The following is a 25,012-nucleotide window of genomic DNA, read 5'->3' as shown; positions in this document are numbered from 1 at the left end:
TTCTGTATTAGCTGTTATATGCTGTACATAATAACAGTGATTTTAGTTGTTCGAAATATATAATCTAGCTAAAAGCTAAGCGAAGACTTTTAGCGACAGGATTCAAATCGGATAATGAAGGGCTCGATCTTAGATGTTATGAATATCTATGGCTATGACCTTATTCAGTTAATCACACTCAATATGTAAAGTAATCTTGTTAATCCATGGACACTCAATTGCAAAAAAACACCCTAAAAGGGCTCGTACTCACCCGACACGCCATTTATCGACATGGCCGATTACTATTGCAGTATTTTATAAAAACAGCTGATGGTCCTGCAATCATTGAGGTGGAGCAGTCTGATGTTATTTGCTTTTGTAAGCAGATAGATTCTGAGTTCATTTTAAGTCATTTTAGTACTGGTATAAGAATTGAGCCGGTAAGCCTAAAAAGTTTTAATTTCGAAGATGTTTCTTGTGTTTATGTAAAATCAACAACGATGTTAAAACAGGTGCTGCGCATTGCTAATGACGCTGGTATTGAAATTTATGAAGCAGATATTAGACCTGAACAACGTTTTTTAATAGAAAGATTTATAGCATTACAAGCTGAATTTGCCATTAGTGCTCCTTTATCACAGCTGCCGTATAACACTGATAACCATCCAAGGACTCACACTTACTTAGCAAGCAAAGCCAGAAGAACAGAAGTTAATGTGCCTGTCTCAATGGTGTCTTTAGATTTTGAATGCAGCCCAACTGGTGAACTGTATTCTGTTGGTTTATATGGTTCACATTCAGCGCTAGATGAGCAAACCGACCTTTATCAGAAAGTCATCATGGTAGGAGAGTCTGAATCAATAGATAACAAAAAGTTTGATTGCGACAAATTAAGCGATGATGACATTCTCTGGGTGAGCGATGAAGTCTCATTAATTAAAGCTCTGATAACTTGGTTCAAAGAGTATGACCCTGATGTCATTATTGGCTGGGCGGTGGTGACCTTTGATTTGGCGCTACTGTATAAGCGTTGTCAAATACATCAAATAGCATTATTAATCGGTCGCGATGAACAAGCGCTGACTTGGAAGGTGGAAGATAAGTATCGTCCTGAGACACTATCGCTGCCTGGACGGGTTGTACTTGATGGTATTGATTGGATAAAAGCGGCTTTTTATCAATTCGAGCGTTATTCACTAGAGCATGTTTCTCAGCACCTATTAAACGAAGGCAAAGCCATTGATCATGTTGAAAATCGTGGGCAAGAAATATGTCACCTTTTTGAGCACAACAAACAAGCATTAGCTTTTTATAACTTAACTGATTGTAGGTTAGTGTGGGATATCTTTAAAAAGACTCAATTACTGGCTTTTGCATTAGAAAGAGCAAAATTAACGGGTTTTGAGTTTGGGCGAGTAGGTGCCTCGGTCGCTGCATTTAATAACTTGTACTTACCGCATCTTCATAGAAGTGGATTTGTTGCACCAGCGAGAGCAGCCAGCAATGGTTTAGAATCTCCAGGTGGCTATGTTATGGACTCCATTCCAGGCTTTTATAAAGATGTATTAGTCCTCGATTTTAAAAGTTTGTACCCTTCAATAATACGTACCTTCTTAATTGACCCTAAAAGTCTTGTTGAAGCAAAATTTAACCCTTTAGAAGATGATGTTGACGGCTTTTTGGAAGCTAAGTTTAATCGTCATAATGCAATTTTACCTGGTCTTATTGCTAGTCTTTCTCTGCAAAGAGAAAAAGCAAAACAAGATAATGATAAACCTCTTTCTCAAGCAATTAAAATTATCATGAACTCTTTATATGGCGTTTTAGGCTCAAAAGGGTGCGTTTTTCATGACGCTAAACTGGCAAGTTCTATCACAATGCGTGGCCATCAAATTATGAAACAAACGAAAGTTTGGATTGAAGAATTGGGTTATAAGGTTATTTATGGTGATACAGACTCAACATTTGTGTGGTTGGGTGAAAAGCATCAAGTAAAAGATATCAACAAACTAGGAGAGCAACTAGCACATGATATGACAGTTAAGTGGCAACAGCGTTGTCTGGATGAATACGCTTTAACTAGTCATTTGGAGCTAGAATTCGAAAGTCATTTTAGTCAGTTTGTTATGCCGACCTTAAGAGGGTCAGAAGCTGGCAGTAAAAAGCGTTACGTCGGCGCATCAAAGGATGCCGAAGGGCAACTCTCTCTTACATTCAAAGGAATGGAGCAAGTAAGAAGCGATTGGAGCCCGTTAGCGAGAAGGATCCAATACCATTTGTATTTTTTATTGTTTTCTAATGGTGACGTTAAATCTTATCTATACGAGCAACTTGAGCAATTGGCTTTGGGGCAATTCGATAATGAGTTGATATTTAGAAAACGATTGAAACGTCATGTAGAAGAATATACCGCTAAATCCTCACCACACGTTAAAGCTGCCATTAGGCTTTGCCAGATCACAGGTGATAAGAATAAAGGTAGAAGAGGAGCATTAATTGAGTACCGAATGACATTGAATGGAGCTCAGCCTATTACTGCTGTAAATGAGTCAATAGATTATGACTATTACATCGAAAAACAGATAAAGCCGATAGCAGAGCCAGTTTTAGCCTTATTAGGGGAAGGGTTTGATAGTCTTAGTAGTCATCAGATAATGTTAATTTAGTGTTATTTGATATTGCGTTTGTGGTTATTCGTTACTATTTTTGAATAGTTTGGTAGTTGATTGTACTGTTTGATGTGTGTATTTAGTATATTCATACGGAAATTGCGCTCATTTCTTTGTTTCGTGATATTTCAGCATGCTAGCCTTTGTTGAAAGGATAATACAAACAAAATGGACTGTTACCAGCAACAATGATGAATTTAAAATGGGAAGGTTTAGCTCGATGAAAAAGACTTTAATCGCTTCGACACTAGCAGCAGTGATGTTCGTACCAACAGCTTCAGCAATTGAAATCTATAAAGATGACAAGAACTCAGTAGAAATTGGTGGCTTCATTGATGCACGTGTTTATCACGGTCAAGACACTACAGAAGTAGTCAATGGTGCATCACGCATTAACTTTGGTTTTGATCGCCAAATGGGCGATGGTTGGAATGCGTTTGCTAAACTAGAGTGGGGCGTAAATCCATTTGGTGACAGTGAAATTATTTATAACAATGACCAACTTTCTTATGAGAATGGTGACTTCTTATCGAACCGTTTAGGCTATGTAGGTGTAAACCATGATACATACGGTACGCTGACGATTGGTAAGCAATGGGGTGCTTGGTACGACGTCGTTTATAACACTAACTACGGTTTTGTTTGGGATGGTGATGCTTCTGGTACTTACACATATAACAAAGGTGATGGTTCTGTAAACGGTACTGGTCGTGGTGATAAAACGGTTCAATACCGTAATGCATTTGGTGACTTCAGCTTTGCAGTTCAAGCTCAGTTAAAACAAGATGAGTTTGACGTATTATCAGATGGAAGTATTGGTGACGAGCCTGTGGCTCCGTTGATCAGTGCTCAACAAACTGTTGCGACAATCGAATATAACAACACTTATGGCTTAGCCCTTACTTACCAAGCTACCGATAATTTTGTTGTGACTGCCGGTGTGAACGTTGGTGAGTTCAAAGGTGAAACTATCGAAAACGAAAAAATCGAAGAAACTGACATCATTTATGGCTTTGGTTTGACATATGGCGGTGGCTGGGATGCTGAAGGCTTATATGCTGCTGCAAACTACAGTAAACAAGAATTCCACGATACTGACAATTTAGGTCGCTTAATTTCTGAAGCATATGGTGTTGAGACGTTAGTATCATACCGCTTTGATAACAACATCCGTGCATTTCTTTCATACAACATCTTAGATGCTGGTGACGAATATAAAGCGGAATACAACGGTGATACTTTCAAACGTCAATTCACGGTTGCTGGTTTGCATTACATCTGGGATGCCAACACTGTAATTTATATTGAAGGTCGTATTGATAGTAGTGACTTCAGTGGTAGTGAAGAAGCTGCTATGAAATTATCAGATGATGATGGTATCGGTTTCGGTATCAGATATACGCTTTAGTAGTTTAATCACTGATAAAAAGCACCCGAAAGGGTGCTTTTTTTTTGTTTAGAATAAAAAAGATGAAGTTAAATGTTAAAACTTTGTACCAATAAGTATGTATTTCACCATTTGCAATGAAATGAAGCTGTTTAAATATCGTTCATTTGAAAACAAAATGTTAATAAGCTTGGTTCTGATTGGTAATAAATAAAACTATTACCTATCAATGCCTTATGGTTTTGCGGTAGTTATATCATCTGATACTGTCCACTAAAATGGACAGATTAACTACCATTATCAAGGAAACTCTCGTTATGTTAATGAAACATATGTTGAATTAATGTTTCATTTGTGATTTTATTGCTCTTGAAATGTAGTGGCGGTGTAATTCGTACACATTCACCAGCTTGGTTTTACCGAGTTTGGAAAATAAGAAAGATATAAGTCCAGGGAGATTGACAATGCATAAGAATTTATTAGCTAAATCAGTGCGTCTAGCAATGATTAGCGGTGCGGCTGCGGCGGCATTCACCACTCCAGTAGCATTTGCTGCTGAAGAAGGTGAAAAAGTTGAACGCATCGAAGTTACCGGTTCACGAATCAAACGTGTTGACATGGAAGGTGCTAACCCTGTCCAAGTTATTACGCGTGAAGATCTTGTTGAATCAGGTATTTCTAACATCGGTGATATCTTACAAGAAATTCCTGCAGTTGCTGGTGCAGCAACTAACACTGCTATTAACAACGGTGGTTCTGGTGCAGTACGTGTTTCTTTACGTGGTTTAGGTAGCGCAAGAACATTGGTACTTGTTAACGGCCGTCGTATGGTTAACTCAGGTACTGGTGCTAACGCATCTGCTGACTTAAGTACTATTCCTGTTGCAATCATTAAACGTGTTGAAGTGTTAAAAGACGGTGCTTCAGCTGTTTATGGTTCTGATGCAATTGCTGGTGTTGTAAACATCATCACTCGTAATGATTTTGAAGGTTTCGAAGCTAACGTTTCTTATGACGGTTCTACTGAGAACTGGGATGGCGAAACTAAAACTGTAGATTTCACAGTTGGTGTAAGTAGTGACAAAGCAAATGCGGTAGTAAGTGCATATTACACAGAGCAAACAGAGCAAATGTCTGGTGACCGTGATTGGTCAGCTTTTGAATATGACTTAAACCCAGCCACTGGCGAGTTAGATAAAGGCGGTTCTTCTGCGCCACCATGGGGTCGTTATAACGGCGTAAACAATGGCATTGATGACGCAACTTGTAATTCATTTACTCATGGCGCAGCTAATGGCCCTGGTCAATCTAATCCTTCTGATTTCACAAACCCTACAGGGTATGATTGCTGGGATTGGGATAAAGATACTTATAACTATGCACCTGCAAACTATCACTTAACGCCTCAAGAGCGTTACGGTATGTATGCATCTGCTGAATATCGCTTTAATGATTCTGTGCGTTTCTTCTCAGAAGTCTCATTTAACCGTCGTTCATCTAAAACTAAACTTGCTCCATTACCATTAGCACCTCTTGCATTCTTCGGTTGGACAGATGCAACTTACTCTGCTGACAACTATTGGAACCAACAGTTAGGTCCTAAGAATGACAATGGCGAGACAGTTGATATTGCTGATTGGCGTCGTCGTATGGTTGAAACTGGTGGACGTGATTCAACATTCGAAGTTGATACTGTACGTGGTGTATTTGGTATCGCTGGTGAGTTTGCTGACACTTGGGGTTATGAAGTGTCTTACGTTTACGGTCAAAACTCATCTAGCACAGCCGGTGCAGGTGGTGTTAACTTTGAAAAAGTTAGCTTAGCTGTAGGTCCATCGTTTATGGATGCAAATGGCGATATTGTTTGTGGTACTGCTGATGCTCCTATCGCTGATTGTGTTTCTTTAAATACATTTGGTATTCCAGGTACAGATACTCAAGTATCTCAAGAAATGCTTGATTATATTACGTTCGAAGCACATGACTTAGGTTCTAATGAACAAACAGTTTTAAGTGCTAGTGTATTTGGTGATGCATTTGAGCTTCCTGCTGGTCCAGTAGGTATGGTATTTGGTGCTGAGCACCGTGAAGAGGAAGGCGCAGATTTACCAGATGCATTAATTGCACTTGGTATTACTAGTGGTTCAAGCCGCCAAAAAACTCAAGGTAGCTACGAAGTTGATGAGCTTTATGCAGAAATGAACTTCCCATTACTATCTGGTGTAGTTGGTGCTGAAAGCTTAGAAATTGACGGTGCAATCCGTTATTCTGATTACAGTACATTTGGTGACACAACTAACTATAAACTTGGTCTTCGTTGGCTTCCAATTGATGGATTAATGTTCCGTGGTACTGTTTCTACAGCATTCCGTGCACCATCTACGAGTGAGTTGTTCGCTGGTAACTCTGATAACAGTCCTTTAGTTTCAGATAAGTGTGCTACAAATCCGACTCCTTTCTGTATCGCTGATGGCGTTCCAGCAGGCGGTTTTGAGCCTATTGGTGACCAATTATCTTCAACTCTAGGTGGTAATGAAGATTTAACACCTGAAGAGGCAGATACTGTAACTATCGGTGCTGTTTGGAGCCCAAGTTTTGTTGATAATTTATCATTTACGCTTGATTACTGGGATATCGATTTAGATAACGCAATTTCTACAATTGGTGAACAGTTAATTTTAGATAAATGTGCTGAAGAAGGTACTTACTGTGACTTAATTACTCGTTATGGACCTGAATTCCCAGGTTTATATGGTAACTCAAGTGATATTGATAATCGTAACATTAACGTGGGTGGAGTACATTCATCAGGTTATGATTTCAATGCTCAATACAGTATTGAAACTGGTATCGGTGATTTAAGCTTCGTTCTAGATACTACATACTATGACACTTACGAAATCACTCAAGCTGATGGTTCAACGATTGAAAACGCTGGTTGGTTCCGTCGTACAAGTGGTGATGGTAACTTCCCTGAGTGGAAAACTAACTTCAACATTAACTTAGCACAAGATAACTGGTCAGCTAACTGGAAGATCCGTTACATTGGTGAAGCATTAGAGCCATTTGATGCTAACAATGATGGTTCTACAGATCTTGATGATTTAAGTGATTCTCGTACAGTTGATAGCCAAACGGTACATGATGCACGCTTTACTTATTACTTTGATAACGTAAGTACTACTATTGGAGTCAGCAACGTATTTGACCAAGACCCACCATATGCGGCGACTGGTTTCAATGACAATACTGACCCACGTACATATGCTACAACAGGTAGACACTTGTACTTAGGTGTTGGCGTTAAGTTCTAAAATTAGTTTTTAAATAAATTTAGTAAGTAAATCTGATAGACATGGTTTGAAAAAACCATGTCTTTTTTCAATTTAATGGAGTAAAACATGGATAAATTTACAGCTTTAATCTTGTTGATTTTATTATCTGGCTGCGCAGCACAGAATACTGATGATACCGTCAGTTACAATGATGAAGACTTAGTATGTGAATATGTAGCGAAAACAGGGAGTAATTTGAAAAGAAAAACTTGTATGACGCGCGAGTTATCAGACGAACTTAGAAAAGAGAGTGAACAAGATTTACGAGAAGCATGGAGAAAAGGGCAAACACAAGCTCATACTAATATATGATCAATCATTTTTTTGACAAAAATCCTAATACGAACTTGTATTGGGATTTTTTGTTTTTATATTTATATTAGTTTTATTCTATTTTAGATGAACTTAGTTATTTACCTTATAAATTAAATGACTTAATAATTGATAAAATTCAAGCTAGTCACCAAGATTCCAACTCTATTTCAGTCTCACTTTGCTTAAAAATACAACGTTCGACTAATCAAGAGCGTTTAACACGTCTTTCCAGTAGTTTTTGATGTTCTCAAATGTTGACACAGGTCAACATTTTGTGAAATGATGCGAGCGGGTCTATGCCTTAGCAGGTATAGAATAGGGAAGAAAAAACTAACAATCACAAGAGAAAGATAGACTTAGCAGTATCAGTCAGGATTAACAATATAATCCTAGTTGTTACTCATTAGTTAAGCTTTCTAAATCACTATAAATTGGTTGGGAACTATGTCCAAGGTAAGCAATAGAACAAAAATCGCTACTGCACTTGTTGGCGCGCTTGCATTAGCTAGCAGCAACTTCGTGATTGCAGATCCTCTAAGCGATGTACAAAAAGCTGATAGCAAAATTCATGCTGATGCAGCTGCATCTCAAAACAAAGTAGATAAATATTTTGATCAAGCACAAGACATGCTTTTCGAGTATGGCTCAGTAGCTGACGAACGTGAATCACTAAAATCTTACAACGATTACGTTGCAGGCTTAGTTGCAGACCAAGAAGCAACAATGAAACTGATCCAAGACGATATCGACGGTGTTGATGCTCTTAGACAAGGTGTTGTTCCTTTAATGTTTAAAATGGTTGAAGCATTAGAGCAATTTATTGCTTTAGACTTGCCATTCAATCAAGACGCACGTGAAGCTCGTGTTCAACGCTTAAAAGATACTCTTAACAGCGCTGAAGTAACACTAGCTGAAAAATATCGTCTAATTCTTGACGCATATAACATTGAACGTGAATACGGTTCAAAGTTAATTGCTGAAACAGGTCAATTAGAGCTAGATGGCAAAGAAGTCTTAGTAGATTTCTTAAACTTTGGCCGTGTTAGCTTATATGCGCAAAGCCAAGATCAAAAGTCGGCTTGGATGTATAACGAAGAATCTAAAAGCTGGGATAAGTTAGAAGATAGCTATCTTCGTAACTTAAGCAAAGCAATTAAACAGGCTCGTGGACAAGGTGCTCCTGATCTATTCGCCTTACCAATCCCTGCTGCGGAGGCTGCGCAATAATGAAAAAGTTTATTACTACAGCAATCGTTGCTGCAACTTTGTCTCTAACTTCAGGAATGGTTAGTGCTGCTGATGCACCAAAGACGATTGACCAATTATTAAAACAAGTACAAACAGATCGTGCTAACGCGAATAAGACTAACAAAAAGCGTGAAGCTGAATTTTTAAATGAGCGTGGCGATAAAGCCGCTCTTTTAAAGCGTGAAAAAGCGGCTTTAGCTGCTGAAGTTCAACGTGGTAAAGATTTAGCTCAAGCTTTCACTGACAACGAACGTAAAATCGCTCAGTTAGAAGAAGATCGTAAAATTGCTTCTGGTGACTTAGGTGAAATGTTCGGTGTAGTTAAAGGTGAAGCTGGTGATTTCGCAGGTAAGTTAGTTGCTTCTAACATTACTGCTCAGTTCCCAGGCCGTGACGCATTTATTGCTGAACTAGGTGCTCGTAAAGAACTTCCAAAAATTGACGAGTTAGAGCAATTCTGGGAAGCACAACTTTTTGAAATGGTTGAATCTGGCAAAGTTGTTAATTTCGACGCTGAAGTAACAGGTTTGGACGGTAACGTTCATACAACTACAGTTACTCGTGTTGGTGCATACAACTTACTTGCTGATGGCCAATATGTTGTTTACAACGCTGATTTAGGCTTGATTCAAGAACTATCTCAACAACCTGGTAGTGCACAAGTTTCTAGTGTTAAGTCATTCACTAGCGCAACTTCTGGTTACGAAAAATTATTCGTTGACCCGGCTCGTGGTGTTCTACTAAGCGTGTTCACACAAAAAGCGACTATTGAAGAGCGTATTGAAGCTGGTGGACCAATTGGTTACATCATTATCGGTATTCTTGTTCTTGGTGCGTTGATTTCTATCGAACGTCTAGTAACGCTTTACATCGTAGGTTCACAAGTTAAAGCACAACGTAAGAACATTGATAATCCTGGTAACAACGCGTTAGGTCGTGTACTTAAAGTTTACCAAGAAAACAAAGATGTTGATGTTGAAACACTTGAACTTAAGCTTGACGAAGCTATTCTGAAAGAAACACCAGCTTTAGAAGCTCGTATTTCAATCATTAAAGTACTGGCAGCTATCGCTCCAATGATGGGTCTACTAGGTACAGTAACTGGTATGATTGCAACCTTCCAAACAATTCAATTGTTCGGTACAGGTGACCCACGCTTAATGGCTGGTGGTATTTCTATGGCATTGATGACAACCGTTCAAGGTCTAGTTGCTGCACTTCCATTGATGCTTATGCATGCAATCGTTGTAGCTCGTAGTAAAACAGTTGTTCAAGTTCTTGAAGAGCAAAGTGCTGGTATTATCGCAGTACATGCTGAGAAGAGGGCTGACTAATGATGCTAATCCTGATGGATGTTTGGGACTCTGTCAGGGGCTTCATGGCCACCGGAGGAGATATCCTCTGGTTGGTTGCAGGTGTTTTATTCTTAATGTGGGTATTGATGCTCGAGCGCTTTTGGTACGTCAATTGGGTAGCACCAAAAGAGCATAAAGGCATTATCGACTTATGGAATAATCGAGAGGATTCTACCTCTTGGTATGCGCACCGTATCCGTGAAGCTTGGATGTCCCAAGCAAAACAAGATATGAATGCTCGTATGCTGATGATCAAAACCTTAGTAGCAATCTGTCCTATGATAGGTCTACTAGGAACCGTAACCGGTATGATAGCAGTGTTCGATGTGATGGCAGTTCATGGTACGAGTAACGCTCGTATGATGGCGGCTGGTATTTCAATGGCAACCATGCCAACGATGGCAGGAATGGTTGCAGCATTATCTGGTGTATTTTTTAGCACTCGATTAGATGCAAAAATGAAAATCAGTCTTGAAAAGCTTAAAGATAGCTTGCCGCACCACTAGAGAGAGTATTTAAAATGGCACGTAAAAAGCATTTAAATGTAGAAGAAGAAGCACAAGTAGATATGACTCCGATGCTCGACATCGTATTCATTATGCTTATCTTCTTTATTGTGACGACTTCGTTCATTAAGCCATCAGGCCTTGATTACAAGAAACCTGAAGCTTCTACGGCGACACAACAAAAATCTGCGAACATCTTTATTGGTGTTAGTAAGACTGGCGTTATCAAAATGGAAAACCGTCAGGTTGACATTGAGCGTGTAACAGCAAACGTTGAGCGTATGTTAGCTGAAGCACCTGAAGCGGCGGTATTAATCGAAGCAGACCAAGAAGCCGAACATGGCCTTGTTGTTAAAGTAATGGACAACGTTAAGAAAGCGGGTATCGATAAAATTTCGATTTCAGCGGGGAAAGACTAATATGCTGAGAGCAATAGTATCACTCATTTTAGGTGCTGCTGTTACTTTCGCCTTGTTTATCTTCATGGCCTTCTTGGTCGGTGGCGGCGCTAAGCGCGCCGACACCAAAACTGATTCTCCTATTATTGAGATCAGTATGGAGAAGCAGGATACGAAAGTTCAGGATAAGCCAAGGGTCAAACCTAAGCCGCCAGCGCCACCTGAGCAACCGCCTAAGCCGGAAACTACTCCGCCAGATACGTCATCAGATATTGATACGAATATGGCATTTAACATGAGTGGTGTAGTGGCTGGTGGTGCGAGCACAGGCTTTAAACTCGGTAATATGATGACGCGTGACGGCGACGCAACACCAATTGTACGTATTGATCCTCAGTACCCAATTGCTGCTGCTCGTGATGGTAAAGAAGGTTATGTACAACTTTCGTTTACTATTAACGAACTAGGCGGAATCGAAGACGTTAAAGTTATTAAAGCAGAACCTAAGCGTATTTTCGACAGAGAAGCAGTTAGAGCTCTGAAGAAATGGAAATACAAGCCTAAAATCATTGATGGTAAGGCGATGAAGGTTCCTGGCATGACAGTTCAACTTGACTTCACTCTAGATAAAGGAGGTAGATAATGCGTAAAGTAAATACAATAGCTAGTGCATTAATGCTGACTTTATGTAGTACTTCTTTATTGGTTGTTTCAACTGCACAAGCTGCTGAAAAATGTCCAATCGAGGAGCGTCAATCAAGAGCTGTTGGTGCAAGTGCTGGTAAAAAAGTTCAAAGAGCATTTGAAAGATATACAGAAGGTCAACTTGACGAAGCCATTGAGATCTTACTCGAAGTCAATACAAAAAATGATTTCGACAAAGCTTATATTGGTCGCATGATTGGCTCTTTCTATGCTGAAAAAGGTCAAATGAGTACCGCTATTAAGTACTTAAAGACTGCTGTAGATGCTGATATCCTTGGTGGTACAGATCACGCTGCAACATTACGTTTGTATGCTGATTTATTACTCCAAGAAAAACAGTTTAAGGAAGCGATTCCTTACTACTACAAGTGGATGGATTTCACTTGTAAAGTTGACCCAATAGTATACCGCCGTGTTGGTATTGCTTACAGTGAACTCAAGCAGTGGGATAAAGTACTTGAAGTGGCTGACAAAGGTCTTTCCTTGATGGAAAAACCTGATAAAGGCCTTTATCAAATGAAATTGACTTCATACTTCAACCAAAAGAAGTATAAAGAGGCTGTAAAAGTACTAGAGATTATGGTGCCTTTATTCCAAGACGATAAACGTCTATGGGTTCAGCTTGCTCAGTTCTATTTGATGACTGAAGATTATACTAAATCTTTAGCAACTTATGATTTAGCTTATAAAAATGGTTTTCTTGAGACTGATGGTAACATCACTCGTTTAGCTCAACTTATGTCGCAAAATGGTGCGCCTTATAATGCTGCTAAAATTTATGAAAAACATATGAAGTCTGGTTTGATTAAAGAGTCTGAAAAGTCTATTAAAATCTTAGCTGGTTTCTATCATAACGCTAAAGAGTTCAAGCAAGCAGCTAAACTATATGGTCAAGCTGCTGAGTTAACAGGAGATGCTGAGTTGTACCTTAAACAAGGTAAAATCTTAGCTATCGCTGAACAGCCTAAAGCTGCAATTCCAGTGTTTGAAAAAGCACTTGCAGCTGGTTTAGATGAGCCAGGTGATGCTGAACTTGAGCTAACGTTAGCTCACTTAAGCCTAAAGCAATATAAATCTGCTTATAAACGTGCCAATCGAGCTGCTAAACACAGCAAGACAAAACGTAGCGCAAATAGCTATATTTCTTATATCAAAGAAAAAGCACGTATCAATAACATTACTTTGTAAGTTTGTTGATATCGAAAAGCCCCTTATGGGGCTTTTTTTTTACTTTTAATTTATGGTTTATACCTTAGGTAACTTGTTATTCTAAGTTACAATTTATCGTTAGAGATATTCACTAAATTTAGATAAATTACACATAATAACTACAAAGTATCGGATCATTTTTTGGTAATACGTTTATTACCATCCATAGGGAAATTATTATGCAAAAAACGCTACTCGCCGTATCAGTTTCATCACTTATGTTGTTGCAAGCTTGCAGTGAACCCGAAGTAACCTCTGCTCCTGCTAATGCTGTGACAACAGAAACTGCTGCCAAAGCGGTTACAGAGCAATCAGCTGAATATATTTACAAAGCAATGGCTGACAATTATTTTAATGATGTACTTGCTTTAGAGCCTATCTACGCAACCTATGTTGGTGTTAATGATTACAATGACCAATTTGGTGGCGCGTTAACAGAAGAATATTTAAAACAGCGTCATGAGCTGAATTCAAAATATTTAAAACAAGCCAAAGCAATAGATGCTGATAAATTACCTAAAAATCTGCAACTCAGCTTCGATATGTTTATTTATGATAGGCATATGGATCTTGTTGCTGAAAGTTATCCCGAACATTTCATGCCGATGAATCAGTTCTATAGCACTGTGATTAGCATGGTGCAATTGGGTAGTGGTGAAAGTGCGCAACCTTTTAAAACAGTAGAAGATTATCAAAACTGGTTAGGCCGCTTATCTGGCTTCATCAATTGGGTTAAGTTAGCTCAAGTAAGAATGGATGAAGGTATTAAGAGCAAAGTTGTACTGCCTAAAGTGCTTGTTGAAAGAATAATTCCACAACTTGATGCTCAATTAGTTGAAACTGCCAGCGATAGTTTGTTTTACACGCCAATTTCGTCTTTACCTGAAAACTTCAGTGAACAAGATAAAGCTGCGTTAACCAAGGAATATACTGCCCTTATCCAAGATGAGCTTCTACCGTCACTGACCCAATTAAGAGATTATTTTAAAGACACCTATTTACCGCATGCTCGCGCATCTGACGGTTGGTGGGGATTACCGAATGGTAAGGAATGGTATCAGACATTAGCTAATCGTCACACAACAACGACCATGCCTGTTGACGAAATCCATCAAATTGGTCTTTCTGAAGTAAGTCGAATTTTATCTGAAATGGATAAAGTGCGAGAGCAAGTTGGTTTTGAAGGCGATTTAACAGCATTTTTTGCATCGCTATCAAGCGAACCTGAATATTTCTTTGAAGATAGACAAGGTTTAATTGATGGGTACATGGCATTAAAAGACAGTATTAATAAAGAGCTGCCTAAGTACTTTAATGTCATGCCAAAAGCTGACTACATTGTTAAACCTGTTGAAAGCTTTAGAGAAAAGTCAGCAGCAGGTGCTTCATATCAGTCGCCTGCAGTTGATGGTTCTCGTCCGGGTGTGTTTTATATCAATACTTATAATTTGAAGGCTCAACCTAAATGGGGTATGACGACTTTATCACTGCATGAAGCAGCTCCTGGACATCATTTCCAAATTGCTATTAAGCAAGAATTAACGGGAATCCCTGAATTTCAACGTTTTCAAGGCTATACGGCATTTGAAGAAGGTTGGGCGTTATACGCTGAGTATTTAGGTATAGAAATGGGGTTATTCAAAGACCCATATCAATATTTTGGTAAATTATCTGATGAAATGCTAAGAGCGATGCGTCTTGTAGTTGATACAGGCTTACATTCAAAAGGCTGGAGTCGTGAGCAAGCTATTCAGTATATGAAAGATAACTCTCCAATGGCTGAATCAGATATTGTTGCTGAAGTTGAGCGCTATATGGCGATTCCCGGACAAGCACTTTCGTATAAGATCGGTCAGCTTACGATATTAAAATTACGAGCCGATGCAGAGTCAGAATTAGGTGACAAGTTTGACCTTAAAGGTTTTCATGATCAAATCTTAACCACTGGTTCATTGCCTATGGCTGTGATGGAGAAAAAGATTGCACGTTGGGTCGAATCTGAATTGGCAAAATAACGAATAACTGTTAGCTTGTTAGTTGAATATATATAGGGAGTTTTGCTCCCTATATTTTTAGCAATTTTATCTACAATTAGTAGGAGTACATCATGGTACAGGCAACTGCACGACACCTTTTAGTTAGCTCAGAAGAGCAATGTGAGCAATTGAAACAAGAAATTCTAGCGGGTGCCGATTTCGCTGAAATTGCAAAAGCAAATTCTTCATGCCCATCTGGAGCACAAGGTGGAGAGTTAGGTTCTTTTGGGCCAGGAATGATGGTTCGTGAATTTGACGAGGTTGTTTTTAGTGCGCCATTAAACGAAGTTCAAGGACCAGTGAAAACACAATTTGGGTATCACCTTCTTGAAGTAACAAGCCGCGGTTAATTTAACTCTTAATCGTCGAAGGCAGCTTTGGCTGCCTTTTTTATTTTTTGTTACTCAATAAATTTAATTAATGGAATTGATAAATGATTGCATTATATACAGATAGGTTAGTCATTAGAACAATTCAGCAAAACGACTGGTCAAATGTGCTAGCAATTAATTCTGATCAAACTGTGTTAACACATATTCGACCTGTTACCTCTACTGCGGATATTGAGTCGACTTTTAAGCAACGGTTGGAACCATGGTCATACGATTCAGGTGAGTGGTTAACCTTAATCATTGAAACAATACAAGATAAGACGTTTGTAGGCTTAACCGGTTTTTATAAAGAGTCCGACGCGATGAATCGTGCTGAAGTAGGCTACTTAATAAGTCCAAACCAACAAGGTTTAGGTTACGGCACTGAAAGTTTAAAAGCGGTTATCGATTGGGGAATACACGAATTCAATATTCAAAAGTTTATCGGTTATTGTGCTGTCGATAACATTGGATCGGCTCAGGTAATGCGCAAGTGTGGATTTATCCAAGAAGGGTTATTAAGACAGAACCATAAGATTGGTGACAGGCAAATAGATGAATACCTGTTTGGATTGCTTCAATCTGATATTAGGATTTAAACAATCAAGTTTAAATGAAATAAATTGCGAGTTTTAAGCCATACATAAATAAGCCATAAAATCACTTCTTAAACTCGGGCTTTTATCACATAATTACCAATACAATTGAAAACTATTCTCGTTTCCACTTATAAAACATGATCTAGGTAAAGGTATTGCGTAAATGTCTAATATAAAATTAATCAATTATAAAATTTTGCACGCAAGGTGGATGTCTAATGAAGCTCAGTGAACTCAATCCTGGGGATACGGCTAAGATCGCTGAAATCGGTCAACTTTCTTTACCTCAAACAGTAAAGCGGAAGTTGTTATCTATGGGGATTACACCTCATACAGCGTTCACAATGTTACGCCGAGCACCAATGGGGAGTGGTGTAGAGTTAGAGTTACGCGGTAGCCGTTTATGCATGCGTTGCGATTTAGCAGATATCATTGAGGTAGTAGTAGCACATGACTAAAGAATTTCATTGCGTCACTGTAGGTAATCCAAATGCAGGTAAATCAACCTTATTTAATGCATTAACAGGCGCGAATCAGCAAGTTGGTAACTGGTCAGGTGTTACAGTTGAAAAGAAAACAGGCTATTTCACGTTAGATAATACCAATGTTCATCTTACTGACTTACCAGGTATTTATGATTTGCTGCCAGCTGGCAATAGTTGTGATTGCTCCCTTGATGAGCAAATTGCTCAACAATATTTAGCAGATCAAAGAGTTGATGGGATTATTAACCTTGTCGATGCAACTAACATTGAACGCCATTTGTATTTAACTGTGCAATTAAGAGAACTTGGTGTTCCTATGGTTGTGGTGTTAAACAAAATCGATGCAGCTAAAAAGCTTGGTATTGAAGCTGATATCGAACGAATGAGCCAAGAGTTAGGTTGCCCTGTTGTTGCCGTTTGCTCTAGAGACGAATCAGATATAAAGCAAGTTCAAGATCAAGTGCTGAGTTTATTAAAAGGTGAGGTCACTGAATCTCCGCTGGTACTAGATTACGATGAGTCCATTGAGTCCGGTGTTAAAACGTTACAACAACATGCTGAAAACTTGAGCCGTGGTCGTGCACTAGCCATGTTGGGTAATGGCAATGGCTGTGGACAATGTGATAGTACTAGCCTTAAAGATGTAGTAAACAACTGTACTCAAATCGCTGAGCAGTCAGGTACCGACATTGAGGTACTTGTTGCCACGACAAGGTTTGATTTTGTTCAAAAAGTATTTGATGCATCAGTGAATGTCGGTGAGCATGAAAGTGCAAGCGACAAACTAGATAAAATCATTCTTCACCCAGTGCTTGGTGTGCCAGTCTTTTTGCTGGTGATGTACTTAATGTTCATGTTTAGTATCAACGTTGGTAGCGCCTTTATTGATTTCTTTGATATTACTGCTGGTGCAGTATTTGTCGACCAATTTGGCGCCTTATTAGAATCTTTTGGCTCACCTTTATGGTTAGTAACTATCTTGGCTGGCGGTATTGGTCAAGGTATACAAACTGTGGCCACCTTTATTCCAGTTATTGCCGCATTGTTCCTCGCATTGTCAGTACTTGAAGCATCTGGTTATATGTCTAGAGCTGCTTTTGTCGTTGATGGTTTAATGCGTCGTATTGGACTGCCTGGAAAAGCGTTTGTTCCAATGATTGTAGGGTTTGGTTGTTCCGTTCCTGCCATTATGGCGACACGTACACTAGGCAGTGAGCGAGAAAGAATTGTCACAGGCATGATGGCACCATTTATGTCTTGTGGTGCTCGTTTGCCTGTATACGCCTTATTTGCTGCAGCATTTTTCCCTGAGTCGGGTCAAAATCTTGTATTTTTACTTTACATCATTGGTATTTTAGCCGCAGTTGGTACCGGCTTATTACTGCGTAGTACAGTGTTGCCAGGTACCAGTAGTGCTGTGGTGATGGAATTACCAAGTTATGAAATGCCAAAGGCGAAAGCGGTTTTTTCACGTACAACCAAACGTACAAAAAGCTTTATCCTAGGCGCAGGTAAGACGATTGTTATTGTTGTCACACTACTGAACTTTGTGAATGCCATTGGTACCGATGGTAGTTTCGGTCATGAAGACAGTAAAGAATCGGTATTGAGTGTACTGAGCCAAAAAGTCACGCCGTTTTTCTCTCCTATGGGAGTAGAGCAAGATAACTGGCCGGCAACAGTAGGTATTATTACAGGTATCTTTGCTAAAGAAGCCGTTGTTGGAACGCTTAATAGTTTATATTCAGATCCAACAGAAGGTGATGAAGAGCTTGCAAGTCTATCTGAAAGCTTCTCAGAAGCATGGGAAACCATTCCTGAAAACTTATTCGGCATTGCACCAGAAGATCCATTGTCGATTGATGTAGGTAATGTAGAAAATATCGATGAAGCTGCAGAAGAGCAGGGGGTTGAACGTTCAACCTTCAGTGCACTACAAGCGGGTTTTAGTACTAAGGTTGCTGCTTTTGCTTACTTGTTATTTGTTTTGCTTTACACACCATGTGTTGCAGCAATGGGAGCATTAGTCAATGAGTTTGGTTCTAAATGGGCGCGTTTTGCAGCGCTATGGACCTTTGGTTTAGCATATGGCAGTGCCACTGTTGTATATCAAGGTGCAAATATAGCCAAGCACCCTGTTCAATCAATTGGCTGGATTTCATTCTTCAGTATTGCATTGGTTGGGTTTTATTTCTGGCTTAAAAAGCAGGGTAAGAAAAATCAACAGATTATTCCTGATGTGCGAGTCATTACCGAATAAGCATAAATAATGTTCAAATCAAAACCAGCATTTTAGTAAATGCTGGTTTTTTGTTTTCTGATGATTATTTTTATCAAACAGGCATTGTAACTCACGTAAAACTGTAGGATCATCGAAGGTCTGAAAATTTAACCACCGTGCACTAAGAGGAACTCTATGAGTCAAGTGGACAACGAAGTACGTCCAAGTAACTTCATTCGTAATATCATTGATGAAGACTTAAAAAGTGGAAAGCACGATAGCGTGCATACACGTTTCCCGCCGGAGCCAAATGGTTTTTTACATATTGGTCACGCAAAGTCTATTTGTTTAAATTTTGGTATTGCAAAAGATTATCAGGGTCAATGTAATTTGCGCTTTGATGATACGAACCCAGAAAAAGAAGATATCGACTACGTTCACTCAATTCAGGATGACGTACGCTGGTTAGGGTTCGATTGGGCGGGTGAAATTCGTTATTCATCTAACTATTTTGATCAACTTCATCAATATGCGTTGGAGTTAATTAATAAAGAGCTTGCCTATGTGTGTTTTTTGAATGCAGAAGAAACACGTGAGTACCGTGGTACGTTAAAAGAGCCTGGTAAAAATAGTCCTTACCGTGATACCAGTGTTGAAGAAAACTTAGCGCTGTTTGAAAAAATGCGCTTAGGTGAATTCAAAGAAGGTGAGTGCGCTTTACGTGCTAAAATCGATATGACTTCACCATTTATGTGTATGCGTGATCCCGTTATCTATCGGATCCGTTTTGCACATCATCATCAAACTGCTGACAAATGGTGCATTTATCCAATGTACGATTTTACGCATTGTATCTCAGATGCTATCGAAAATATCACTCACTCTTTATGTACATTAGAGTTTCAAGATAACCGACGTCTATATGATTGGGTATTAGATCATTTAGATGATTTCAATCAACCAAACCGCACGCGTCAATATGAATTTTCAAGACTAAACCTTGAATATACCTTGATGTCGAAGCGTAAATTAAATGACTTGGTTGAAAGAAACTTAGTGAATGGTTGGGATGACCCTAGAATGCCAACGATTGCTGGACTTCGTCGTCGTGGCTATACTCCTGCATCTATTCGTGAGTTTTGTCAGCGTATTGGCGTAACAAAACAAGAAAACTTGATTGAAGGTGGGGTGCTTGATGCCTGTATTCGTGAAGAGTTAAATGAGCATGCACCACGAGCAATGGCTGTATTAAAGCCAATTAAAGTGATAATTGAAAATTATCCTTCGGATTCACCAGAAACAATCAATGCCCCTATGCACCCGAATAAGCCTGAGATGGGTACTCGTGATTTGGCATTTGGTAAAGAGTTGTTTATTGATGCTGAAGATTTCCGTGAGTCTGCAAATAAGCATTTCAAGCGTTTAGTGTTAGGTAAGGAAGTTCGTTTACGTAACGCTTATGTGATTAAAGCTGAACGTTTTGATCAAGATGAAGATGGTAATGTGACTACTGTTTACTGTACTTACGACAATGAGACATTAGGTAAAAATCCTAGCGATGGTCGTAAAGTAAAAGGCGTGATTCATTGGGTTGAAGCTTCAACGGCTAAGGAAGCAGAGTTCCGTCTTTACAATAGATTATTTACTGAAGCAACGCCTGCAGCATTTGATACTGTAGATGAGGTGATTAACCCTGAATCTTTAGTTGTCGTAAATGGTGTTGTTGAAGCAGGTCTTGTAAATGCTGAAGTTGAGAAGGCTTATCAATTTGAGCGAGAAGGTTACTTCTGTGCAGATAACAAAGATTCAACAGCTGAGCATTTAGTTTTCAATTTAACAGTGCCTTTACGTGATTCTTTTGCATAAATGATAAAATGACATGTTGTCATATTTAAAAGCCAAGGTGTTGACCTTGGCTTTTTTGTTTTTACTCGTTAATTAAACCCAAAGGGTATTATTGATTGGATGAAATCAAGTGTAATGGCCTGTCATTGCTCAAGTAGGCTTCATCAACTTGATCTAATTTATTATAACGAATCATCTGCTGTATGCCGTCAATGTAAGCTTGCCCGCGCTCTGAATATTTATCTAGCGTAGAAGCCAATTGTATTCCTGTAATAGGTTGTTCATCGGCTCTTAAATCTCGTCTAAGCTCTCTAAGCTTAATATAGGCTGCGTTAGTGTTAATATTTAGCATATATCCTTCTACAGAAGCTTGCGGTGTATCAAACCTTGCTAGACCATAGTTTCCTAACTCTTTTCGTTGTTGCTTAGGGATCATTCCGTTACCACTAAAATCCCACTGTCCGAAAAAGGCATTACCTTCAACGGTAAACCGGGATGTTGCCCAACCACTTTCTTCTGCTGCTTGAGCTAATACAAGCGATGGCGGCATGATATCGACGCGCTTTAATAATTTATGTCTTTGTTCTTCGGTTAGTGCACTGTCTTTGTCACTGATTACCTTATATTTAACTGCGATATCGATGAGTGATTTATCATCAAGTGAAGCTTGTTCGACAGTTTGTCGTTCGTTAAGAATATTCTCATTACTGATTAAAATCAGTGGCGCCATTAATCTAAAAAATACCATCTTTTTCATCTGCACTGGAATTTCATTGGACGTTTGCTGCCACTTCTCACTGACTCGCTCAAAGGTTAGGCGAGGGACTTCTCGTACACCCGCTTTCCAGCTTTCGGTATTGTAATTAAGTGAGTCAAAGAGGCTAATCAGTTCATCTAATGAATTTAAGCTAATATCTTTGGCTGCTTGATTCGATTTTGATTGCACCGATTTTGATTGAACCGATGTCGTTTCAGCAACAGGTTTAGAATTTGAAACCGTTGGCTTGATTTCAGACTGAACCTTTCCTTCATCGGTTGATGATTTTACCCAATAATTAATGGCGAAAAGTCCAAACAACAACAGTGCGACAAACAGAATTTTTTGGTAAGTATTTTTAGTCATGTGTTCCCTTAACGATACGGCTTATTGTGCCGCTATAGATACAAATTGATCGTCTATTACATGGCAATTAAGAGCGACGCATTCTCAAGCGAATAAACTAATGTTTTATCCACACAATAAAAAAGGCGCCGATGCGCCTTTAATTATAGTCGATTTGTGACTATTGCATCATTGGGCCAAAACCCATGCTCCAAAGAATAACACTACTACCCATTAGACCAACTAATAATACCAAGCCCGCAGTCACTACTGAGCTTGCGTAAATAAAGCCTTTTTCTTCAGGGATATTCATTATGATCGGGACTCCGGCATATAGCAGATAAACAGAGTAAGCTAAGCCTGCTAGGCCAACGAGCATAATAAACCATAGCACTGGATAAAGTACTGAAATGCCCACCATAAATAAAGGTGTTGCAGTGTAGGCGGCCAGCTCTAACGCTTGAGTAAAGGTTGGCGTGGCATCGAATGTTTTTGCCATCCAATAAGATAGGTAGGCAAGTGCAAGCACGCCACCGATTAAGCCAAAATACATACCGACAGACATGAACATTGCGCTTTGCGGTGTTAAAAATAAAGGTTCACCATTAGCTGGATGCCAGCCAATGTAGGCAGTAGCAATATAGCTACATACAGAAGGAATTAAAGCGATAAGTAAAATATGACTTAGACTGCTTTTTACAGCTTCGTGATTGCGTTCAATTGTCTTCCACTCTTCCTTTGGATGAGTGTATAGCCCCATTAAGTGATTTAATATCATTGTTATTATCCTTGTTTAGCATTCATACATAGCTCGCCAAACTTCAGACGAACTGATCATAGCCCCATATATCAATCGCCTTAATCAGTCCCACACATACCAGCTTAAATGACTCTGCTTTTTGAGTGATTTAAGCCAATAATAACTTCATCCCTATAGAAGTTTATCCATTAAAGGCAATCGAAATACAACTTTAGCAACTATTGTTACGAAGATGTATAGACTATTTATTGAACATAAGCATCCATTCGTCAAGCTCTAATACGCTTTTATCTGTAGAAATCTTGTTATTACAGGTAAAATAGCTGCAAATCCAGTCGACTACTTAAATCATTCATGCAGCAATTACTTGAGCCAATTACGGCGTTTTTAAAATGTGAGACACCACAGTCATGGGTAGATGAAGCCAAAAAGCCTGAAAACTTGTCTTTGCTTTTAAGAGACCACTTACTATGTGAATTAAAAGCCGCTCAAAGTGCTATGTTTTTAATTCGTAAATACGCCGTAGATAAAGACAGCGCAACCCAGCTTAGTGCGTGGGTCAAGCCTTATGAAGAATTTGCTTATAAAAAGCAAGGGTCCTTAGAGACACTTAAAGGTAAAAGTAATATTTCAAAGCAAGTTACGGTCAGAGCTGATTGTGACTATGGCCAAGATTTAGTGGATAAAATGGTGCTGCTGATTAAGGAGGAATTACATCACTTCTATCAAGTGTTAGAACTCATGGATGCGAAAAATATTCCTTATGAATTATTAGAAGCTGGGCGATATGCGAAAGGAATGATGAAGCATGTGAAAACTTTTGAACCTGATGCGCTCGTTGATAAATTAATCATAGGGGCATTTATTGAAGCGCGTTCTTGCGAACGTTTCGCTAAAATCGCACCCTATTTAGATGCAGATTTGGAAAGGTTTTATATTTCTTTGTTACGTTCAGAAGCCCGTCATTATCAGGACTATTTATCTTTAGCGCAAACTATAAGTAAAACTGATATCAATGAACGAGTAGCATATTTTGCAAATGTTGAAGCAGAGCTTATTCAATCGAATGATGAAGACTTCAAGTTTCATAGTGGTGTACCACATAATCTAGTCTCGAATTAACGCATTAATCTTAAATATCTTGAATTGAGCCGAATTAAGGCCTGTATTGACTATCGCTGAGTTGTAAAAGGCAGTTGTTGTAACATCGCACTGTCTTTTTTTATGATAAGAATACTGCCTTGTTCGTACCAGTCGCCGACGACGATACGCTGTTTATGATTGTCGAGTTCATGAATTGCAGGTCTGTGAGTATGGCCGTGGATCATGCGAGTTGTATTGGTTTTAGTCAATAATTCACTAACCGCTGATGGTTCAACATCCATAATCTCGTAGGTTTTTTGTTGGTTACTGTTTTGACTTTTTTGTCTTATGTTTGCAGCAATTTTTTGTCTAGTCGATTTAGGAAGGTGACGATAAATCCACTTTACAATAGTAGAATTACGAAAGCGTCGAAAACGTTGATAGGCTTTATCTAATGTACATAGACTATCGCCGTGAAGAACCACGGTTTGAATACCATATAAATTAAGTATGTTAATTTCTGGCAATAAAATCATCCCAGAGCGACTGGCAAATTCATTACCTATCATAAAATCACGATTGCCATGGATGAAGTAAACAGGCAGTTTGGTTGAGACTGATTTTATATGTGTTGCTATTTCATCGGTATACGGCTCAGCAATATCATCACTGGTCCATACTTCAAATAAATCACCGATAATATATAAAGCTTCAACCTCAGAAAGGTCTGAGTTGAGATATTCAATGAAGGCTTTGGAAATATCAGGACGATCTGCACTTAAATGCAAATCGCCCATAAATACAGTATGCACTCGCGTTTATTCAGCTACGCTTACACTGTTGATTACCACGGCTTCTAATGGCACGTCTTGATGCATGCCACGGTTGCCAGTGCTGACACCTTTAATTTTTTCAACGATGTCTAAACCTTCAACAACTTCAGCAAACACACAGTAACCCCAGCCTTGGCCTGTTTCTGCTTTGAAATCTAAGAAAGTGTTGTCACTGACGTTGATAAAGAATTGCGCTGTAGCAGAATGGGGATCTGAAGTACGAGCCATAGCAAGAGTACCAATCTTGTTTGATAAACCGTTATTCGCTTCGTTCTTAATCGCTGCTTTAGGAGTTTTCTGAACCATGTCTTCGGTAAATCCACCACCTTGAACCATGAAACCATCAATTACACGGTGAAAAATCGTCCCATCATAAAAACCATCTTTAACGTACTGCATGAAGTTTTCAGAAGTTAAAGGCGCTTTTTCTGTATTTAGTGCAACTTTAATGTCGCCCATATTGGTGTGTAAAGTGATCATATTAAAATACCTTGATAAAAATTGTTGCGGGATTCTAACTTATCTAACGTGAGGCTTAAAGTGCAGTATTCAAAACAGTATTGCTCAT

General features: G+C 39.0%; 21 protein-coding genes. 17 read left to right on the top strand and 4 right to left on the bottom strand.

All coding sequences use genetic code 11. The features are described from left to right. The first annotated feature begins 206 nt into the window (after positions 1-206). The 16 genes from J8L86_RS00635 to glnS all read left to right on the top strand — a co-directional run bounded on the left by J8L86_RS00635 (position 207) and on the right by glnS (position 20,687). Positions 207-2,648, top strand: coding sequence for a DNA polymerase II (locus tag J8L86_RS00635; RefSeq protein WP_211028236.1), 2,442 nt, complete (start codon positions 207-209; stop codon positions 2,646-2,648). 223 nt (positions 2,649-2,871) lie between these two features. Then, on the top strand, positions 2,872-4,059 hold the full coding sequence (locus J8L86_RS00630) for a porin (RefSeq protein WP_065108391.1): 1,188 nt from the start codon (positions 2,872-2,874) through the stop codon (positions 4,057-4,059). A 443-nt stretch (positions 4,060-4,502) separates the two neighbouring features. Then, on the top strand, positions 4,503-7,352 hold the full coding sequence (locus J8L86_RS00625) for a TonB-dependent receptor (RefSeq protein WP_065108390.1): 2,850 nt from the start codon (positions 4,503-4,505) through the stop codon (positions 7,350-7,352). 87 nt (positions 7,353-7,439) lie between these two features. Next, the gene (locus J8L86_RS00620) at positions 7,440-7,685 is read left to right on the top strand and encodes a hypothetical protein (RefSeq protein WP_065108389.1); all 246 of its coding nucleotides are present in this window, start codon (positions 7,440-7,442) and stop codon (positions 7,683-7,685) included. Positions 7,686-8,132: 447 nt separating this feature from the next. Beyond that, positions 8,133-8,915 carry a DUF3450 domain-containing protein gene (locus J8L86_RS00615; RefSeq protein WP_055023899.1) on the top strand — a complete coding sequence of 261 codons (783 nt, stop codon included), beginning with the start codon at positions 8,133-8,135 and terminating at the stop codon, positions 8,913-8,915. Continuing rightward, the gene (locus tag J8L86_RS00610) at positions 8,915-10,270 is read left to right on the top strand and encodes a MotA/TolQ/ExbB proton channel family protein (RefSeq protein WP_055023898.1); all 1,356 of its coding nucleotides are present in this window, start codon (positions 8,915-8,917) and stop codon (positions 10,268-10,270) included. Before J8L86_RS00615 ends, J8L86_RS00610 begins: the two co-directional genes overlap by 1 nt. Next, a complete protein-coding gene (locus J8L86_RS00605) occupies positions 10,270-10,797 on the top strand; it encodes a MotA/TolQ/ExbB proton channel family protein (RefSeq protein ID WP_080915420.1) in 528 nt (175 codons plus the stop codon). Before J8L86_RS00610 ends, J8L86_RS00605 begins: the two co-directional genes overlap by 1 nt. A 14-nt stretch (positions 10,798-10,811) precedes the next feature. Beyond that, positions 10,812-11,216 carry a biopolymer transporter ExbD gene (locus J8L86_RS00600; protein ID WP_055023897.1) on the top strand — a complete coding sequence of 135 codons (405 nt, stop codon included), beginning with the start codon at positions 10,812-10,814 and terminating at the stop codon, positions 11,214-11,216. Between the two features lies 1 nt (position 11,217). Continuing rightward, positions 11,218-11,838 carry an energy transducer TonB gene (locus tag J8L86_RS00595; protein ID WP_055023896.1) on the top strand — a complete coding sequence of 207 codons (621 nt, stop codon included), beginning with the start codon at positions 11,218-11,220 and terminating at the stop codon, positions 11,836-11,838. Continuing rightward, positions 11,838-13,088 carry a tetratricopeptide repeat protein gene (locus tag J8L86_RS00590; RefSeq protein ID WP_211028234.1) on the top strand — a complete coding sequence of 417 codons (1,251 nt, stop codon included), beginning with the start codon at positions 11,838-11,840 and terminating at the stop codon, positions 13,086-13,088. The genes J8L86_RS00595 and J8L86_RS00590 overlap by 1 nt, the downstream gene beginning before the upstream one ends. A 200-nt stretch (positions 13,089-13,288) precedes the next feature. Further along, positions 13,289-15,124, top strand: a complete 1,836-nt coding sequence (locus tag J8L86_RS00585) for a DUF885 domain-containing protein (RefSeq protein ID WP_211028232.1) — start codon at positions 13,289-13,291, stop codon at positions 15,122-15,124. Between the two features lie 92 nt (positions 15,125-15,216). Then, the gene (locus tag J8L86_RS00580; protein ID WP_055023893.1) at positions 15,217-15,495 is read left to right on the top strand and encodes a peptidylprolyl isomerase; all 279 of its coding nucleotides are present in this window, start codon (positions 15,217-15,219) and stop codon (positions 15,493-15,495) included. Positions 15,496-15,578: 83 nt separating this feature from the next. Then, the gene (locus tag J8L86_RS00575) at positions 15,579-16,115 is read left to right on the top strand and encodes a GNAT family protein (protein WP_211028231.1); all 537 of its coding nucleotides are present in this window, start codon (positions 15,579-15,581) and stop codon (positions 16,113-16,115) included. Positions 16,116-16,333: 218 nt separating this feature from the next. Then, a complete protein-coding gene (locus tag J8L86_RS00570; RefSeq protein WP_211028230.1) occupies positions 16,334-16,573 on the top strand; it encodes a FeoA family protein in 240 nt (79 codons plus the stop codon). Continuing rightward, on the top strand, positions 16,566-18,860 hold the full coding sequence (gene feoB / locus J8L86_RS00565; RefSeq protein WP_211028229.1) for a Fe(2+) transporter permease subunit FeoB: 2,295 nt from the start codon (positions 16,566-16,568) through the stop codon (positions 18,858-18,860). The genes J8L86_RS00570 and feoB overlap by 8 nt, the downstream gene beginning before the upstream one ends. Before the next feature lie 156 nt (positions 18,861-19,016). Further along, positions 19,017-20,687, top strand: coding sequence for a glutamine--tRNA ligase (glnS, locus tag J8L86_RS00560; protein ID WP_211028228.1), 1,671 nt, complete (start codon positions 19,017-19,019; stop codon positions 20,685-20,687). Between the two features lie 88 nt (positions 20,688-20,775). Here the strand turns inward: glnS and J8L86_RS00555 are convergent, their stop codons facing one another. Beyond that, a complete protein-coding gene (locus J8L86_RS00555; protein WP_211028227.1) occupies positions 20,776-21,789 on the bottom strand; it encodes a glucosaminidase domain-containing protein in 1,014 nt (337 codons plus the stop codon). 160 nt (positions 21,790-21,949) lie between these two features. After that, entirely contained in the window at positions 21,950-22,546 is a 597-nt protein-coding gene (locus J8L86_RS00550; RefSeq protein ID WP_055023887.1) for a Yip1 family protein, read from the bottom strand. Positions 22,547-22,882: 336 nt separating this feature from the next. Here J8L86_RS00550 and miaE point away from each other — a divergent pair, with 336 nt between their 5' ends. Next, positions 22,883-23,650: a tRNA isopentenyl-2-thiomethyl-A-37 hydroxylase MiaE gene (gene miaE / locus J8L86_RS00545; protein ID WP_211028226.1), complete on the top strand. Its 768-nt coding sequence runs from the start codon at positions 22,883-22,885 to the stop codon at positions 23,648-23,650. 50 nt (positions 23,651-23,700) lie between these two features. Here the strand turns inward: miaE and J8L86_RS00540 are convergent, their stop codons facing one another. Together J8L86_RS00540 and J8L86_RS00535 are read right to left on the bottom strand one after the other, a co-directional pair. Beyond that, complete coding sequence (locus J8L86_RS00540; protein ID WP_211028225.1) at positions 23,701-24,423, bottom strand: UDP-2,3-diacylglucosamine diphosphatase; 723 nt, start codon at positions 24,421-24,423, stop codon at positions 23,701-23,703. 6 nt (positions 24,424-24,429) lie between these two features. Further along, the gene (locus tag J8L86_RS00535) at positions 24,430-24,924 is read right to left on the bottom strand and encodes a peptidylprolyl isomerase (protein ID WP_055023884.1); all 495 of its coding nucleotides are present in this window, start codon (positions 24,922-24,924) and stop codon (positions 24,430-24,432) included. Positions 24,925-25,012: the final 88 nt, after the last annotated feature.

This window comes from Shewanella sp. MMG014 (genome assembly GCF_018100775.1).
GTDB lineage: Bacteria > Pseudomonadota > Gammaproteobacteria > Enterobacterales > Shewanellaceae > Shewanella > Shewanella japonica.
Note: the sequence above shows the minus strand (reverse complement) of the source record. Positions and strands in the feature narration are given on the sequence as shown.

Excerpts from the sequence above, each read along its gene's own strand:
- J8L86_RS00605 (WP_080915420.1), top strand. The coding sequence starts at position 10,270 with ATGATGCTAATCCTGATGGATGTTTGGGACTCTGTCAGGGGCTTCATG.
- J8L86_RS00555 (WP_211028227.1), bottom strand. The coding sequence starts at position 21,789 with ATGACTAAAAATACTTACCAAAAAATTCTGTTTGTCGCACTGTTGTTG.
- J8L86_RS00595 (WP_055023896.1), top strand. The coding sequence starts at position 11,218 with ATGCTGAGAGCAATAGTATCACTCATTTTAGGTGCTGCTGTTACTTTC.
- J8L86_RS00615 (WP_055023899.1), top strand. The coding sequence starts at position 8,133 with ATGTCCAAGGTAAGCAATAGAACAAAAATCGCTACTGCACTTGTTGGC.
- J8L86_RS00610 (WP_055023898.1), top strand. The coding sequence starts at position 8,915 with ATGAAAAAGTTTATTACTACAGCAATCGTTGCTGCAACTTTGTCTCTA.
- J8L86_RS00570 (WP_211028230.1), top strand. The coding sequence starts at position 16,334 with ATGAAGCTCAGTGAACTCAATCCTGGGGATACGGCTAAGATCGCTGAA.
- J8L86_RS00590 (WP_211028234.1), top strand. The coding sequence starts at position 11,838 with ATGCGTAAAGTAAATACAATAGCTAGTGCATTAATGCTGACTTTATGT.
- J8L86_RS00535 (WP_055023884.1), bottom strand. The coding sequence starts at position 24,924 with ATGATCACTTTACACACCAATATGGGCGACATTAAAGTTGCACTAAAT.
- J8L86_RS00600 (WP_055023897.1), top strand. The coding sequence starts at position 10,812 with ATGGCACGTAAAAAGCATTTAAATGTAGAAGAAGAAGCACAAGTAGAT.
- J8L86_RS00575 (WP_211028231.1), top strand. The coding sequence starts at position 15,579 with ATGATTGCATTATATACAGATAGGTTAGTCATTAGAACAATTCAGCAA.
- J8L86_RS00620 (WP_065108389.1), top strand. The coding sequence starts at position 7,440 with ATGGATAAATTTACAGCTTTAATCTTGTTGATTTTATTATCTGGCTGC.
- J8L86_RS00550 (WP_055023887.1), bottom strand. The coding sequence starts at position 22,546 with ATGATATTAAATCACTTAATGGGGCTATACACTCATCCAAAGGAAGAG.
- J8L86_RS00585 (WP_211028232.1), top strand. The coding sequence starts at position 13,289 with ATGCAAAAAACGCTACTCGCCGTATCAGTTTCATCACTTATGTTGTTG.
- J8L86_RS00625 (WP_065108390.1), top strand. The coding sequence starts at position 4,503 with ATGCATAAGAATTTATTAGCTAAATCAGTGCGTCTAGCAATGATTAGC.
- glnS (WP_211028228.1), top strand. The coding sequence starts at position 19,017 with ATGAGTCAAGTGGACAACGAAGTACGTCCAAGTAACTTCATTCGTAAT.
- feoB (WP_211028229.1), top strand. The coding sequence starts at position 16,566 with ATGACTAAAGAATTTCATTGCGTCACTGTAGGTAATCCAAATGCAGGT.
- J8L86_RS00635 (WP_211028236.1), top strand. The coding sequence starts at position 207 with ATGGACACTCAATTGCAAAAAAACACCCTAAAAGGGCTCGTACTCACC.
- J8L86_RS00630 (WP_065108391.1), top strand. The coding sequence starts at position 2,872 with ATGAAAAAGACTTTAATCGCTTCGACACTAGCAGCAGTGATGTTCGTA.
- J8L86_RS00580 (WP_055023893.1), top strand. The coding sequence starts at position 15,217 with ATGGTACAGGCAACTGCACGACACCTTTTAGTTAGCTCAGAAGAGCAA.
- miaE (WP_211028226.1), top strand. The coding sequence starts at position 22,883 with ATGCAGCAATTACTTGAGCCAATTACGGCGTTTTTAAAATGTGAGACA.